Raw genomic sequence first — 16,598 nt, forward strand, 5'->3', positions numbered from 1 at the left:
GGCCGGTCGCCCCGGGGGCACCCCCCGGGGGGGGGGGGCGGGGGCGGGCGGGCGGGCCAAGGGGGGGCCCCCCTTCCTTTGGTACCGGGGGGGGGCGCCGCCCCTGGCCTGGGCTACGGCTTCGGTCGAGTGCCGTGTCCGCTATCGGGCGTCGAGGTCCGTGAGCCGCATGACGCAGTCGCCGTCCCGTGACGTCCAGTCGAACGCACCGGGCTTGCGGACGCTCGCCTCGGTCCCGGACGTGTCCCGGGGCCGGACGGTCAGATGGAGCCCCGTCCGGAAGACGACCCGCAGTCCGCCCGTCTTGAAGGCCACCGCGGAGGCCACGGCCGAGCCGATCGCCCCCTCCAGTGCCTGGGCCGGCAGCGGGCTCGCCCCGGGCGCGGCGGCCGCGCCCTGGGTGAGGAGCCAGGTGCCGTCCACCGTGATCTCGGTCCCGTCCGCCAGAGTCACGGCCACCCCGGGGCGCTCCGCGTCCAGCGCGACGGCGGTCACGGCAGTGCCCTGAAGACCGAGGATCCAGCGGTCCTCCACTTCCTCCATCAGTCCTTCTCCTTCAGGTGGTCGTAGATGTTGCCGATGACGTCGCCGGGATCGCCGTTGGGCATCTGCGGCATCACATCGCCGCTCTCCGGGTCGACGAGCATGTCCGGGTTCCGGTTGCCGCCGATCCCGCGCCAGGCGCCCTGTGCCTTCACGCGGTGGATCGCTTCCTTGATCTCCTTGGCGGTGTACCCCGTCGCCTTGGCGATCGCGTTCGGACGCGAGAGCAACTTGCACGGGTTGCTGTTGTGGACGAGGACGGCCGTGCCGCCGGCGACCACATAGTAGGTGTGCGGGCCGGTGACCGTGAGGTTGTGCACGGTGGCGCGCTCGGTGTGGCGGTCGACCGCCACGATGCGCACGGTGCCGGTGCCGCTGGACAGCGTCTGGCCCGCGATCAGGCCCGTGGCGTCGAGCCACTCGCCCAGCGAAGGCACCCAGATCGGATGGCCGTCCGTGGCCGTGATCCGTGCCGTCCCGTCGCCGGAGGCGCCGTCGGTGTCGATGGTGATCCGGACGAGGTGCTTCTCGCCGGTGTCCACGAGTGGTGCCGTGACCGTCTCGATCGTGGTCCTGCCGGTCTCCGGGTCCGTCGACACCACCCGGTCGCCGGCTTCGAGCTCCTCGATGGGCTTCGTGCCGCCGTCGCCCATCAGGACGAGCGTGCCGGGCAGGAAGCTGTTCGTGGAACACGTGATCACGGTCTCGGCGACGTCGTCGACGGACTTGACGCCCTTGATGTCGTCGATCTTGTCGACCACCTTGTAGGTGACCTTGAGCCCCTTGATGGCCTTGGCTATCGGTATGTCGAGCGCGGCTGATCCGCAGGCGGACAGCTTTCCCTCGCCGAAGCAGCCCGCCCAGGCCTCGGTGTCCGGTGCGACGACACCGACGATGATGGCGGTGACGACCTTCTGGGACGCCGACTGCTCGTACGAGACCAGGCCCATGCCCTCGGCGGCCTCGCAGAAGGAGCTGCCCTGGTCCGCGGGGTCGTAGCACTTCCCCTGGGCCCACTGCTTGAGACGGTCCTCGTACGTCTTGGTCGCGGGGAACCGGGCCTGCAGCTCGGCAGCCGACGGCACCCGCATCTTCTCGATGTAGACCGTCCCGTCGGCGTCCTTGGTGATCGATACGGTCTTGGCCGGCGCCTGGTTCTTCGGGGCCGGCGGCGTGTAGACGTCGTAGAGGTATTCGCCGTCGGTGTCGTAGCAGCCTTCCGTGGTGCAGCCCGGGCCGTGGTCCGGGGTCCATACGGTGTCCGCGCCGCCCGCGCTGCAGCCGTCGCAGAACAGACCGGACGGGTCCGAGGAGCTGATCGGGCTGTTGTTGCTGTATGCGTACCCGTTCATCTGGAGCGGGTCGCCGATGTCGATGACCGGGTCGGCCGAGACGAAGCGTCCCGCCGTCTGGTCGTACTCACGGGCCCCGATGTGGGTCAGGCCCGACGCGTCGTCGATGCCGACGCCCAGGTACGTACGCTTGTTCGGCCACGCCGTCTTGGTGCCGCGGATCTCACCGTACGGCTTGAAGGCCCGCCGGGCGACGGCCTGGTTGGCGGCCATCGCGATGACGGTGTTCGACGTCCCCAGGTGGTCGTTGACGAGGACGTCCAGCTTGTGACCGGTCGTCGCGCCGTTGGTGGTGGAGCGCTGCACCGTCGGGGCGCCGGTGTGCGTGTACGTCCGGGTGGCCCGGGTGATCACGCCCGTCGCCGACGTCGTCAGCTCCGTCTCGCCCAGGTGGAGGACGCTGCCCGAAGGGCTGTTCTCCAGCAGGCGGTTGCCGGCCGCGTCGTACACGTACTTCGTCGTGACGCCGTCGTCCGTCATGGTGGCGAGGTGGTTCTCCCTCGTCCACTCCAGCCCCTGGTTGGTGCTCGGCAGATCCCGGACGGTCGTGTTGCCGACGCCGTCGTACGTGTACGTGCTTCCGTTGGCGCTCACCGTCGAGGACACGTACGCCATCGCGTGCGGCTTGGTCCGGACGGGCGGCTCGGTGCCGTTCCCCGGGACCGTGACGCCGTAGCCGTACGTGCGGGTCTCGTCCTTGGTGGGGTCCGCCGGGTTGTGGACGGTCAGCCCGACGCGGTTGCCGATGACGTCGTGGACGTAACTGTCCCAGTACCCGGTCGTGCCACCGGAGACCGTGCCGGACACCGGACCCGCGTTCTTCAGCGAGTCGCTGTACGCGGCGTCGGGGGTGGTCGTGTCGCTGACCGCGTCGGCCGCCTCGGCGACCGGGCCGCGCGCGGCCTTGCCGTCGGAGCGGTATCCCCAGGACCAGCCGCCCGGGCTCTGGCACGACGCGCCGCCCGCCGCGTTCGTGAGGCTGGACGTCCACGCGTGGGCGAGCTGGCCCATCGCGTCATAGGTGAAGCACTGGTTGTCGTTGGTGGAGGTGGCGCCGTCGGTCAGCTTGCCGCCGATCGAGGTGATCCTGCCGGCGTAGTCGTAGGAGTACCGGGTGTCGCTGACCCGGTGCGAGTCGGCGGTCTCCCGGTCCACGACCGTGCGCCGCAGCTGGCCCGTGTTGTCGTGGAGGAAGTTGGTCGTCCACACCCGGTACGGCTGCGGGCCGCTGACCGTGCGCATCGCCTCGCCGTACGGCGAGTACGTGACGTCCGACGTGTACCAGGTGGCGCCCGACGTGGACTCGGGCAGGCCGTCCTCGGTGTAACGGGTGACGACCTTCTCCGCGGCCAGGCCGCCCTTGGCGGGGAGCGTGATCGTCAGGGGCTTGCCGGTCGGCGTGTACGTGTAGGAGTACGCGTACGTACCGGAGACGCCCGTGGTCATGCTGTTCGCCGGGACGACGGTCTCGCTGCCGGTCGGCCGGTAGCCGATGTCGTAGCCGGTGATGCGGCTGACGTAGGCGCCGCTCGCGTCGTGCCGGGTCGCCGAGGCCGGCAGGCCCAGTCCGCCCGGGAGGGTGTCGTAGGTGTACGACTTGGTGGGGGACGCCGTCTCGGAGCCCTCGCGGACCGCGCTGACGCGGCTCAGCCCGTCGTAGGACGTGTAGACCGTGCCCCGGACGTCGGTGACGGAGATCGGGCGGTCCGCGGCGTCGTAGGCCATCGACGTGTCGCCGGTGTCGGGGTCGGTGGCGGCGACGAGGCGGCGACGGGCGTCGTACCGGTACGACCAGGCGTTGCCCGCCGGGTCGGTCACCTTCACGCGGTTGCCCCGGGCGTCGTACTCGTACGTCGTCGTGCGGTACTTGGCCGAGCCGGTGTCCGTGTAGTGCTGGATCCTGGTGACCCTGCCGAGGGCGTCCGTGTAGGACCTGGTGGCGGGGTCGCTGACGCCCGCCGGACGGATGTAGACGGAGGTGTCGCCGTACGCCATCGTGGCGTTGTTGAGGAACGTCATGCCGTGGTAGGTGGCCACCCGCACCGGACGTTCGAGGCCGTCGAAGAACGTCCTGGTCAGGCTGGGGACGAGACTGTCCGACTTGCGCTTGAAGAGGGAGACCGACGGCTCGCCCTGGGCGAGGTAGCCGCTGGTCTGCTCCCAGGCCCTGCCGTGGTCGTTGTACCGGGTGTCGGTGACGATCCTGCCCGGGCCGTGCGCCTCGGACTGGGTCTGCACCGGGCGCATCAGGCCGTCGTAGATCGTGACCTGCTTGGCGTAGGTCCCGTCGTCCTTGATCGTCTGCGAGGTGACGGCGGAGGGCCTGGTCACGGACGAGGACGCGTCGGCCATCTGGTAGGAGATCTGCACGTCCGGTGTCTGGGTGCCCGTGGAACGGGCCGGGGACCAGCCCTTGACCAGCCTGCCGAACGCGTCGTACTCGTTGCGTGCCGTGCGGCCGTTGGGGTCGGTGGCGGTCATCGGCAGGCCGCGTGCCGGGTCGAAGGTGGTCGTGTTGGAGTGGCCCTTGGGGTTGATGGTCTTGATCGAGGTGACGGGGCCGCCGGTGTCACCCGGGGTGTACTGGGTCTCGGTCGTCCCCAGCAGCGGCTTGGTGACCTTCCGGATGCGGCCCAGCGGGTCGTACTCCATGGTGGTGACGACCGCGTGCGAGGTGCCCTCGCCGTTGGTGTCCCAGGTGCCCGTCGTCAGGCCCTTGAGCGGCGTCGCACCGTAGGCCAGGCCGTCGAACGTGACGCGTGTGGCGCTGATGAGCTGGGTTGCGGGGTCGGCCGTGGCGTAGTCGGCGCAGGAGGTGGCCACCGTACGGATCCACTTGGCCAGGCCGATGAGGCCGGCCGAGGTGTTGTGCGCGTACTCGGTCCTGGTGCAGTTGTAGTCGCTGAGCGTCTCACCGGTGCCGTTCGGCTTGACCACGGCGGTCTGCGTCTGGACGGGCAGCCCGTAGGTCGGGTCGACCTCGGTCTGGGTCCGTACTCCCTGCCAGCTCGAGCCGACCGTCTGGATCGTGTCGACCTGCTTGACGCCCGACCGGTGGGCGAGCAGGGCGCCCGCGCCGCCGTCCCGCGCGCGTGAGGCGGTCTGGACCGACCAGGGCATGGTCAGGGTGCGGTTGAGGACGCGCCCGCCCGCTCCGCTGTAGGTGATGGCCTCGGCCGCCATGCCGGCGTACTGGTCCTGGTCGTCCGCGACCAGGGTGACCTTGCCCGTGGAGTCCTTGACCGCGCCGCCCGCACCCCGGAAGTAGCGGGTGACGGCGTACGACTGGGTCTCGGGGTCGGTGCTCTTGACGCTCTTGGTCTCGCCGCCCTTGATGGTGGTCACCTGTTGGTAGCCACGCCATTCGCTGTACGTGCGCAGGTCCGGCTTGGTGAACTCGTCGTCGCTCTTGCCCCAGGCGGCGTTGTCGTACTTGTACTGCGTGACCACCTGCTTCGAGACTCCGGTGATCCGGTCGGTCTCGATCACCTTGGCGACGACGTACTTGTTGAACCAGGCGAGCTTGGGCAGCTTCTCCTCGCCGTCGGGCGACCAGCGGACCGGGTAGCAGGTGCCGCGGTTGTCCTCCGGGGCCACGGTCGGCTGGACCTTGCATCCGCCGGTGTAGACGACCTCGATGTCACCGCCGTGCTCCGTGGAGACCACGCCGATGCGGGGCCGCTTGAAGCCGGGGCGGGCGTCGCCCACCTGACGGGGGACGAGGTTGGGCAGTTGCTGGTCCTTGAGGTGCCGGAGCGGGTCGTTCGCGTCGACCACGTACTCCTTGAAGCTGACGCCCGACTTGGTGAGCAGGGTGCCGGTGGTGGCTCCGGGGGTGTAGCCGTAGCGGGTGACCGAGTTGAGCCACAGGCCGGGCGAGGTGTCGTACCAGTCCCTGGGGAAGGAGTGGTTCAGGACGTACGAGTCCACCTTCTGCAGGCCCGTGGTGCCGGGGCGGTGGCCGTAGGTGTCGATCTTGCCGAGGCGCAGCCGGTTCCAGAAGGACGGGAACATCGGGCAGCGCTTGTTGTCCGCCTTGCAGTTCAGGTTGCCGGGGCTGTCCCACCACGGACGGTAGGCGGCCGGGTCGCCGGTCTTGTCGAAGTTGCCGGCGTCACAGACCGTGCTCCCGGCGAGGCAGCGCTGGGAGAGGTAGAAGTCCACCTTGGCGGTGGGCGTGCCGCCCAGGTTGTCCTCGCGCAGGCCGTATTCGATGGAGTCGGGCAGGCCGCCTCGGGTGTACTTCTCGGGGGTCTCGGTCTTCTCGTCGACCGCGTAGTAGTTCGTCGACCGGTGCCAGTTGACGATCATCACGTTGCCGTGGACGTCGATGACCTTGTCCAGGCCCCAGTGCCAGGCCTGCTGCTTGGTGGTGCTGGTGTTGCAGCGGGATGCGGCGAACGTGGCCGCGTGGCATGGCTCGCCGGGGTGGTTGCCGAAGACGGGGACCGTGAACACCGAGTCGGTGTCGGCGTGGCCACCGCCGATCTTGTTCAGACCGTAGAAGTACCGGGTGCCGTCGGTGGTGGTGACCTCCCAGTACTCACCGTTGTCGTCGAGGTTGGTCCCGCCCGAGCGGAGCCGCACGCGCGTACCGTCGTCGTTCTTCGGACGGTAGAGGTCGGAGCCGGAGCTCTCCTGGACCAGCTCGACGGTCTGGCCACCGAGCGACATCACCGCGTTGTACGACACCCAGCACAGGTCGGAGGTCTGGTCCGCCTTCGCCGCGTTGTTGGGCGTCTTGCCGCCGACGGCCTTGGTGTCCTCCTTGCAGGTTCGGTAGCGGCGCTGGATGTGGCCGGGGTCGTAGTCCCAGCCCTCACCGACCCAGGACGCCTGCGGGGCGGAGGTGGCCGTCCTGCCGTCGACCGCCTGGGAGTTGTAGCTCAGTGCGATCTTCGGCGCGGGGCCGGCCGGTGTCGGCGGGACGGTGATCGGGTACGACCACGAGAAGGCGCCCGAGGAACTGCCCGCTGCCCACTGGCCGTTGGAGATGAGCGGAGTGGCCTTGAAGGAGCCGCCCTCGCCCGCTCCGGAGTCCACCGCGCCGACGACCGCCCGGTCGCCCCCCGTGGCGACGGAGGTCGCGGCGGGCCTGACGTAGGCGGCCCGCATGATCCCGTTCGCCGCGGACTGGGCCGGAGTCGGGGCGACCGCGGGGGTCACGGTGCCGTCCGCCGCCGTGTCGACCGTGGCCGTGATCGCCTTGGTGGCGGTGTCGTTGACCGTCTCGAGTTCCTCGTACGTCCGGCACGCCTCCACCTCAGGGGTGGTCAGGAAGCACTCGGGGTACTGGACGAAGCGCAGCCGGGAGGCCCAGTCGGCGCCGTAGAAGTTCTGGTACGCCTTGTAGTCCAGCTGGACCGAGACCGGCACGGAGCCGGACGCGGGTGCGTCGACGGTGAGCAGTGCGCCGTCGACGCCGGCCGCGAGCGGGTCGGTGCGGTCCTTGACCGTCACGTTCCAGGTACCGGTGGGGGCCGCCGCGCCGGGGGCCTGGCCGAGCTTGACCGGCAGAGAGCCCACGGGCTCAAGACCGGCCTGCGGCACAGCCGTTGTGGCGCCCGTGCCGTACGACGCCGGCTGCACGGGGGTGGTGAAGGACACCGTGCCCGTGGCTGCCGGTGGCGGAGTGGCCGTACCGGGTGGCACCTCGGTCTGGGGCGTGGGCGGCGCGCTGCCGATGCGCTGCAGTCCGGAGTTGCCGTCCTTGGCCGGGACGAACCGTCCGGCGGGCAGCCCCTCCAGGACCAGTTCGTCACGCGGGACTTCGGCCTTGGCCGGATTGGGTGGTTGCGCGAGCGCCGTCGCCGGGAGGACGAGCGCGAGCAGGAGGGCGCCGAATGGCACCCCGATTGCGCGCAGGCGTCGGCGTACGGACGGATGAGGTGGCACGGTGAGTCCCCCCGGACTACTGAGAACGGGTCCGGTGCAGATGGCACAGGTGTCCCAGGCAGAAAACAGCGCGATTGTGCGCAGGGCCACTCACGTAGGACCAGCGTAAAGGTGATCAAGTGAGAACGATCACGTGGCCATAGTGTCATCAAGGTTTTGAGAGGGATGTAATCCGCAGTAAAGGCAGATTGACCAGTGTGGTCTCATTTTCCGGTCACATCTCGATGAAGCGGGCGAAGGGGTTGTCCTCGGCCCCAATCGCTCGTCGAACTCCCGGCTGAATCAGGTGGTTTGGCGCCCCGTGTGCCTGTTTCGCCCTGCTGGCGCGGGTGCACGCCGTGCCGAACAGCGACGACGGAACCCGGCCGGCCGGTCCTGACCGGGTCGCCCCGCCGTTCGCCCCCACGCCCGTCGGCGGGTGACGCGAACCAACCCGTGAGCCATGATCTGCTCGCATCGCTCAAGGGGGTCTGGCGCAGCGCCATGCGCGTGCCAGGCGTGGGGGGAAGGGAAACCGTGCTCATGACGAGCAGATGGCGCGGCGTGCGCGGACGTCGGGCGCTCGCGGCCGTCGCGACCGCCGCCGTACTGGCCTCGGGGCTGACCTATGTCGGACTCGACGGACGCAGCGACGGTACGGATGCGGCCAGGCCGCCCGGCGCCGGTCAGCCGGTTCCGCTGACCGAGGCGCAGGCCGCCGTACGTGCCGCGAAGGCCGGGAAGCCCGTCGAAGCGACCGGGATGCGGACGGCGTACTCCACCACCTGGGCCAAGCCGGACGGGTCGCTGATGCGACGCATCCATTCGGCCCCGGTGCGGGCGAAGGCCGGCGGGGTCTGGACGTCCATCGACACCGATCTGAAGCGGGTCGAGGGCGGCTGGTCCCCCAAGGCGACGAACACCGCCATGGTGTTCTCCGACGGCAGCGGGGGCGCGGGGGCGCAGCGGGCCTCGCGCTCCGTGGAGCGGGTCTCGCTCCTGCCCGGCAAGGGCATCACGCCGGGTACCGGGAACACGCTCGCCACCATCGACATCAACGGCCACTCCATCGTCCTCACCTGGCCCGAGGCGATACCCGCGCCGATCATCGACGGGCCGCGGGCTCTGTACCCGGAGATCCTGCCGGGCGCGGACCTGGTCCTGACGGCCGACGACAACGGCTTCGCCCAACTGCTCGTGGTCAAGACCCGGACCGCCGCCGCCGATCCGCGGGTCGCCCGGCTGGCGTACGGGCTGTCCTCCACGACGCTGAGCTTCGAGCTGGATCCGGTGACCGGCATCGTCGCCGCGCAGGACGAGGGCGGCGAGGACATCGCCGAGTCCCCCACCCCGCTGATGTGGGACAGCGCGGGCAAGCCCGCGTCCACCGACGGAGGGACGGGCAGCGATGCCACGGCTCCTGCCGAGGTGCTGCCCTCCGACTCCCCCTCCGGAATTGCCACGCCGGACCCGGGGGAGGAACCGGGGACGCCCACCCCCGAGCCGTCGGACGCGATGACCGACGACGACGCGGGCGACCCCTTCAACGAGGCCCTGCCCGGCGCCTCCGACGAAGCGCCCGACCCGTCCGCGACCGAGACCGCGGCGACGGTGCCGCCCGTACCGGCCGAGCCGACGCCCGAGCCCTCGCAGACCGGCGCCGCGGCGACGCTCTCGCTGCCCTCGCTCAACGGGCCCCAGCCGGATTCGCACGGCACGCTGGTCGAGACGCACCTGGACGGCGGCAACTGGGTCCTCATCCCGGACCAGGAGTTCCTGGCCGACGCGAGCACGGTCTACCCGGTCTTCGTCGACCCCTCGGTCAGCAAGCACACCAATGACTGGACGACCGCGTACAGCCGGCACCCGAACGCCAACTTCTACAACGGCAAGAACTTCAACAAGGGCGGCACGCACGAGGCCCGCGTCGGCTTCGAGTCCGACACCTGGGGGACCTCCCGTTCGTTCTTCACCATCGACTGGGACCCGGACCTCAAGGGCGCGAAGGTCGAGAAGGCCGTGCTGCGCGCCCTCAACACGTACTCCTGGTCGTGCAACAAGCGCAGCATGTCGGTGCACCTCACCGGCACCATCAGTTCCCGGACCACCTGGAAGAACGCGCCGTCCATGAACGACGGCAACCGGATCGGCCGGGACAGCTTCGCCCACGGCTACAAGACCGGCTGCCGGGACGACTACGTGGCCTTCGACGTGAAGTCCACGGCGCAGAAGGCCGTGAACGGCGGCTGGCCGACGATGACGCTCGGCTTCCGCGCGACCGACGAGGACTCCCAGTTCTCCTGGAAGAAGTTCCAGGCCAACGGCGGCCACGACCCGTATGTGGACCTGCACTACAACCGGCCCCCGGACGCGCCGACCGGCCTGGACCTCGACCCCGACCTGAGCTGCGACACTTCGTACCCGTACATCAGCCTCGGCGCCTCCCAGTTGACGCTCTGGGGCAACGCCAAGGACAAGGACGGCAACCTGTCCTCGGTCAACTTCGAACTGTGGCGCAGCAAACTCGGTGCCACCGGCCCCAACCTGCTGGGCTCCGGCGGCAGGAAGTCCGTGGGCGGCAGCACCGCTTCGGCCCGCGTCTACGCCGGTCCCTTCCAGACCGGCAGCACCGGCCTGAAGCTGGTCAACGGTGAGACGTACTCCTGGCGGGCCAAGTCCGTCGACAAGTTCGGCTCCAGCTCGTCCTACTCACCCGCCAAGGTCCCCTGTCGGTTCGTCTTCGACAACTCGCGGCCGACGGCCCCGACGGTGAAGTCGTCGCAGTTCCCCGACGGTGACGCCAACGACAACGGATTCTGGAACGACCCGGCCGACTCGGTCTGGAGCACGGTGAAGTTCGGCACGGCAGGGTCGTTCACGTTCAAGGCGGCCCAGACGGACGTCGTGAAGTACGAGTACGGCTTCAACCAGGGCGCGGTGCAGGGCTCGGTGGCCCGCACCGCCGGCGCGCCGGTCTCGACCGAGACCGTGCTCAGCGCCGTCAAGCCTCCGCTGGCCGGACCCAACGTGCTCTACGTCTGGGCCCTGGACGGCGCGGGGCACCGGTCCGACCCCGCGAAGTACCTCTTCTACGTCACCCCGCGTGACAAGGCCGACGAGCCGGGTGACTTCACCGGTGACGACCTCCCCGACATGTTCATCGTCGACGGCAACGGCAAGCTCCGCATGTACCCGGCGGAGGCCCAGCTCACCGACCTGACCAAGGGCACCGGCGACATCGCGGCCTCCATGTCCGGCGCCTACCGGGGCAACCCGGCCAGGGACCCGAACGGCACCGACGACCTGCCGATGTACGTGGGCGCGCCCTCGGGCTACTGGACCGGCGCCCTCCTCACCCACCAGGGCGACTTCTACGCCGGGGACGGTCTCCAGGACCTCGTCGCACGGGTCGAGGGGAAGCTGTGGGTGTACCCGGGCGACGGCTACGGGGCGGTCAACATCGACAAGCGCCAGCAGATCCTCCTTCCGGAGGGTGCGCCCGATCCCACGACGTACACCCAGGTCGTCTCCGCCGGGGACGCCACGGGGGACGGCAAGCCCGACTTCTTCGTGACGGTGGGCGCGGACCTGTGGGCGCTCCTCGGATACAACGGCGCGATGGTCGACAAGGCGGTCAAGGTTTCCACGTCGGTGTGGACCGACAAGGACATCGTGTCCGTCATGGACATCACCGGCGACGGGGTGACCGACCTGCTCTACCGCAGCGACGCGACCTCCCAGCTGCACCTCCGTTCGGGCAAGCCCGCCGCCGGCGGCGGTGTGGACCTCGCCTCGCTGGCCTCCGCGGCCGCTTCGGCGGGTGGCGTCGACCTGGTCTACGGCGCGTCCGGCTGGAACTCCAGCAGCATCCGGCTGCTCCTCGGCACTCCCGATGTGAACGGGGACAACATCCCCGACATCTGGACGATCCGAGTCGACGGCACGGTGCGCTTCTACGCCGGCACGCGGGGCGAGATGCGCCACGCCGGGGTCCAGATCCTCGGCAACAGCGACGGGGTCGGCTGGAAGAACAAGCAGGCCATCGGCTGACGTCGGCGGCGTGACGGAGGAGCGCCCCGCCCGGGCTACCGGGCGGGGCGCTCCTTTCGCGTGCGCCGCACGGGCGGTCCGACGGGCGTCAGGTCCCGGTCGCCGCGCGCCGGATCGCGTCGAGTGTGCGGGTCACGTCGTCTTCGGTGGTCGACCAGTTGCTCACCGAGATCCGCATGACGCGTCTGCCGTGCCAGGTGGAGCCGCTGATCCACGCCGTGCCGTCGTCGAGCAGCCGGGCGAGTACCCGCTCGGTGCGTCCGTCGCTGCCGAAGTCGGCGCAGACCTGTGTGAACGCGACCTCGTTGAGCACGGTGGCGCCGTCGATCTCGGCGATGCCGGCGGCGAACACGGAGGCGTGGCGGCACAGCCGCTCGACGAGGTCGGAGACGCCTGACCGGCCGAGGGACCTGAGGGCGGCCCACACGGTGAACGCCCGGCCACGCCGCGAGAGTTCGGGGACCTTGTCGATGGGGTCGCCGTGCTCGTGCTGGATGAGGTAGTCGCCCCGCTCGCCCATCGCCGCCCGGAGCGCGGACCCGTCGCGCACGATCGCGAGTCCGCAGTCGTAGGGCACGTTCAGCGTCTTGTGGGCGTCCGTCGCCCAGGAGTCCGCGTCCGCGCAGCCCGCCGTCAGGTGGGCACGGCGTGGCGAGGCGGCTGCCCACAGTCCGAACGCGCCGTCGACATGGACCCAGGCGTCGGCCCCGCGCGCCGCGCGGATGCTCGTGGCGAAGGGATCGAAGGCGCCGGAATGGATGTCGCCGGCCTGGAGGACGACGATCGTGGGGATCCGTCCGCCGGCCGCCAGCGCCTCGCGCAGGGCCTCGGGCTCGATGCGTCCTTGACCGTCCGCCGCCACCAGGTCGGGCCGACCGAGCCCGAGGTAGCGCAGGGCCAGGTCGATGGCCATGTGCCGGGACGCGCCGGCGATGACACGCACGCGCGGGCCGCCCGTGAGGCCGTCGCGGGCGACGTTCCAGCCGGCGCGCCGCAGTACCGCGTCCCGCCCGGCGGCGAGGCACGTGAAGTTCGCCATCGTCGCGCCCGTGGTGAAGCCCACGGAGCTGTCCCTCGGCAGGCCGAGCAGATCGAGCGACCATGCGCCGGCGATCTCCTCCGCCGCCGCGTACGCGGGCGAGACGGTCCGCATCACACCATTCTGGTCCCAGGCGCTGACCAGCCAGTCGGCAGCCAGCGCGGCCGGCTCGGTGCCGCCCACCACGAACCCGTAGAAGCGGCCGCTGGGGAAGGCGGTGAGCCCCGGGTCACAGGCCGTGGCAAGGAGGTCGACGACGTCGGCGGGAGGGCTGGGGCCGGCAGGCAGTTCGGCACCGAGCGCGCTCACGATCTCGTCGACCGAGGCGCGGGCGGGAACGCGGCGGCCGGGCAGGCTCGCCAGCCACCGGACAGCATGGTCGTACGCCCGTCGGAGCGCCGCCTCACGCGGGTCCATACCTCGGACTATGCGACCGTCGCCGTCGTCCCGCAAACCGGCCGGGGTCGGTCACTGGCGAGATCCGGAGGGAGGACCCGGACGCGTTCCGGCTGCCGCCGTGCCCCGAAGGACCTGCTGGGATCAGCCCTCCAGTCCGGGGAGACCCCAGACGTGCAGGACGTCACGCGTCTCGGACAGCGTCGACCAGACACCGCCTCCGAGCGCGGTCGGCTCGCCGGAGACCGGCGACGGGTAGTCGACCGGCACGAAGCCGTGCCTTCCCGTGGTGTCGACCAGCCAGTGTCGGCCCTGCCCCCACTCCTCGTCGGACTCGACGGTCGAGGCGACGAGCGTCGTCTCGTCGAGGAAGCCGCCGGCCCAGTCCCAGCAGACGTCGAGTCCGTCCTCGCTCGCGTCGGTGTCGGTGGGAGCTTCGGAGTGCCGGGGGATCGCCGCTTCGGCGTTCCAGTCCAGCGCCTCGACCACGGCGCCGCGGGAGTCCCGTACGGCGAGGGAGTCCTGGTCGTGGGAGACGGTCATGAGCCGGTCGCCCGAGGGGCTGAGCCCCAGCAGGCACAGATCGCCGTCCAGGCAGTACACGGCCAGCTCCTTCCCGTCCCAGCGGCCCCAGCGCAGCGGTGCGCCGTCCTGTCCCTCGCCGATGCTCAGCCCCATCTGATGAGGGTCGGTCGGGTGGGGGAGGTGAAGGCTGCCGGCCGCTGCGGCTTCGGCGTCGGCCCGCCCGAGCACACGACCGTCCCCGGCGTCGATGACCAGCCACTCGTCGGCCGTGTCGGGGCTCAGCTCGCCCTCGGACAACGGGCCGCGTACGTGGGCCCAGACGAGCCCGCCGTCCGCCGAGAAACCGACCGAGCCGCTCTCGGGGTACCGGTGGTCCTGCCGGTCCGCGTACTCGTCGTACGACTCGTGCATCTCACGGCACGCGCCGTACCAGCAGCCGTGGCGGACCTCCCAGCGCGTCGCACCCGACGGATCCACCGCGCGCACGGCGTGGACCCCGGCGAAGACGGCCAGGCTCGCGTCCGGCGCCACTTCCCACGTTCCGAGACTGCGGGGCCACGGCGCGGGGAAACGAACGCCCGCCCCGGCGCGTACGACGAAGGCGTCGTCCAGGGGCTGGGCCACGACCTCGTCGTCGCTCCGCTGGACGAGCATCCTGCGCCCTGGCAGCCCCGCGACCTCCGGCGGACCGGCCTGCGTCGAGGGCATGGGAGCGGGGACGGCGGCACGGAGCCGAGCGTGAACGGACAAGAGGGTCTCCCGGGGCAGTTGGACTCGGGGAAGAGTACGGCGTGCCTCGGTCCCGCCCCTCGGCCGGTGCACGACCGAAGCACCAGGACTCACCGGCGCAGTGCGCCGAGGCGGGTCCCCTCCAGGTGGGCGCCGTCCAGGATGATGCCCGCCGTCCTCGCCGCGACCACGACCGCGCCCGAGAGGTCCGCGCCCGTGCAGTCCGCGTCACCGAGTTCGGCCGCGACGAACTTCACCCGGCGCAGGGAGGCGCCGGCCAGGCGGGTGCCGACGAGGCGGGCGCGGGAGAACACGGCGTCGTCCGCGTTCGCGCCGCTCAGGTCGGCGCCGCTGAGGTCGCAGAGCCCGGCGTTGACACGGGTGAGGGTCGCGTTCACCAGGGTGGCGTCGCGCAGGTCGGTGCCCGTCAGGAACGCGTCGGTGAGGTCGCAGCCGCTCAGGTCGCAGCCGTTCAGGTCGGCGTAGCTGAGGATGACGCCCGTCAGGTCCACGCCGCCGAGAGCCACGCCCGCGAGCGGGATGCCGGCCAGGTCGTGCTCGGTCTCCCAGGGCAGGGTCCACTCGCGCACGAGGGCGCGCCAGTCGCCGCCGCCGACGAGCGCGGCGCGGATGCCGTCGAGTGCGGGGGCGTTCTCCGGCCGGGCCCACCGGTCCCGTACCTCGGTGGCGTGGCTGTTCTCGTCGGTCATGGGCGCACTGTTCCGTTCTGGGGTCGGTCACGGCTGCTGCTTGAACTGGTGCGGGAAGCCTGTCACACGCCCCCGGTGGGAGGCGGGTTCGGCCGCCGGTCACCGCCTGCCTGACCGTCCGGCAGATCCGTGACGCGCTCCGTCGCCCCTGGCTCTCCGGGCCCCACGGAGAGCCAGGGGGGAACCGGCGCCTAGCATCGACGCCGAACGTCAGGGAGGACCGCATGACCCGCACCACGCCCCCGCGACCCGTCGATGTCGAAGCCGAGTTCCCCGCCCTCGCCGGCCATCGCCGTACGGCGACGCGCCTGCACCCCCGTCAGGGCGTCGCCCAGGCGGAGGAGAGCTCGGTGGCGGGACCGCTGCTGTGGCCGGCCGACGAGCCGTGGCCGGTCTGCGCCGTGGTGCACACCAAGGGCACCGGCCACCAGACGGCCGGCGTGCGCCTCAAGCGGCGCGTGCTCGCCGAGGCGCGAGGGCGCGACCTCTCCGAAGAGGAGCGGGGGATCCTCGACGCCATCAACCCGGGGCGGCACGCCCCGGGCCTCCGGGACGAGGATCCTCTCCCGCTGTTGGCCGTCGCCCAGCTGTACACGAGGGACGTCCCCGACCTCGTCGGACCGGAGGGCCACGACCTGCTCCAGGTGCTCTGGTGTCCCTTCGAGGTCCACGGACCTGACCGCGCCATCGACGTCGTGCTGAAGTGGCGGCGCTCGCACGAGGTCCAGGAGGTCCTGGCGGACCAGCCCGAGCCTCCGGTGGCGGGCCGTGAGGAATGTGTACCCACCCCGTGCGTGCTGCACCCCGAACGGGTCCTCGAGCACGAGTACATGGGGCTGCTGAGCGAAGGACTCCAGGAGGACATCTCCGACTGGGAGGAGCGCCTGCTGGACGAGGACGGGTGCGGCGAGGACGGGTGCGACGAGGGCGGATGCGGCGAGGACGAGTGCGGGTGCGGCGAGGGCGGTCGCGCCTCCTCCGCGCCTCGGAGCTACGAGACCTACGAGGAGTACGAGGCCGCGATGGCCCGGGCGCGAGCGGAGGAGAGGTACGAGGTCGACTACATGGGGGATCTGTCCCTCGCCCCGGGATGGAAGGTGGGCGGCTTCGCCTCCTGGCACCTCACCGATCCCGCACCGGTCGACTGCGCGGTCTGCGGCACACCGATGCCTCCCCTCCTCACCGTCGACCAGGGCGAATGCGACGGCGCGTCGAGGAGTTGGCTGCCGGTCGAGGACCGGGACGCGGCCGACGACCCGACGGTGATCGACCCGGTCGGCGTCTACCTGGGCCGTGGCGTGATGCGCGTCCACACCTGTCCCGTCGATCCGGCGCACCCGCACCGGCTCAGCTTCCAGTAGGAGCCGCCCGGGCCTTGCC

At 70.9% G+C, this 16,598-nt stretch carries 7 protein-coding genes; 2 read left to right on the forward strand and 5 right to left on the reverse strand.

Annotated elements, in window-relative coordinates:
* Window positions 1-141 precede the first annotated feature (141 nt).
* Window positions 142-543, reverse strand: coding sequence for a DUF6188 family protein (locus ABT129_RS35170; RefSeq protein WP_351909810.1), 402 nt, complete (start codon window positions 541-543; stop codon window positions 142-144).
* On the reverse strand, window positions 543-7,745 hold the full coding sequence (locus ABT129_RS35175; protein WP_351909812.1) for an RHS repeat-associated core domain-containing protein: 7,203 nt from the start codon (window positions 7,743-7,745) through the stop codon (window positions 543-545). Before ABT129_RS35175 ends, ABT129_RS35170 begins: the two co-directional genes overlap by 1 nt.
* A gap of 567 nt (window positions 7,746-8,312) precedes the next feature.
* On the opposite strand from ABT129_RS35175, the gene ABT129_RS35180 reads away from it, so the two are divergent.
* Complete coding sequence (locus ABT129_RS35180; RefSeq protein ID WP_351909814.1) at window positions 8,313-11,819, forward strand: DNRLRE domain-containing protein; 3,507 nt, start codon at window positions 8,313-8,315, stop codon at window positions 11,817-11,819.
* Between the two features lie 88 nt (window positions 11,820-11,907).
* On the opposite strand, the gene ABT129_RS35185 is transcribed toward ABT129_RS35180, so the two are convergent.
* The 3 genes from ABT129_RS35185 to ABT129_RS35195 all read right to left on the reverse strand — a co-directional run bounded on the left by ABT129_RS35185 (window position 11,908) and on the right by ABT129_RS35195 (window position 15,218).
* On the reverse strand, window positions 11,908-13,275 hold the full coding sequence (locus ABT129_RS35185; RefSeq protein WP_351909816.1) for a pyridoxal phosphate-dependent decarboxylase family protein: 1,368 nt from the start codon (window positions 13,273-13,275) through the stop codon (window positions 11,908-11,910).
* Window positions 13,276-13,398: 123 nt separating this feature from the next.
* Window positions 13,399-14,529, reverse strand: coding sequence for a hypothetical protein (locus tag ABT129_RS35190; protein WP_351909818.1), 1,131 nt, complete (start codon window positions 14,527-14,529; stop codon window positions 13,399-13,401).
* Window positions 14,530-14,618: 89 nt separating this feature from the next.
* Entirely contained in the window at window positions 14,619-15,218 is a 600-nt protein-coding gene (locus tag ABT129_RS35195; RefSeq protein ID WP_351909820.1) for a pentapeptide repeat-containing protein, read from the reverse strand.
* 224 nt (window positions 15,219-15,442) lie between these two features.
* On the opposite strand from ABT129_RS35195, the gene ABT129_RS35200 reads away from it, so the two are divergent.
* Window positions 15,443-16,579 carry a hypothetical protein gene (locus ABT129_RS35200; protein ID WP_351909822.1) on the forward strand — a complete coding sequence of 379 codons (1,137 nt, stop codon included), beginning with the start codon at window positions 15,443-15,445 and terminating at the stop codon, window positions 16,577-16,579.
* Window positions 16,580-16,598: the final 19 nt, after the last annotated feature.

Source organism: Streptomyces sp. NPDC002057 (genome assembly GCF_040296665.1).
Lineage (GTDB): Bacteria > Actinomycetota > Actinomycetes > Streptomycetales > Streptomycetaceae > Streptomyces.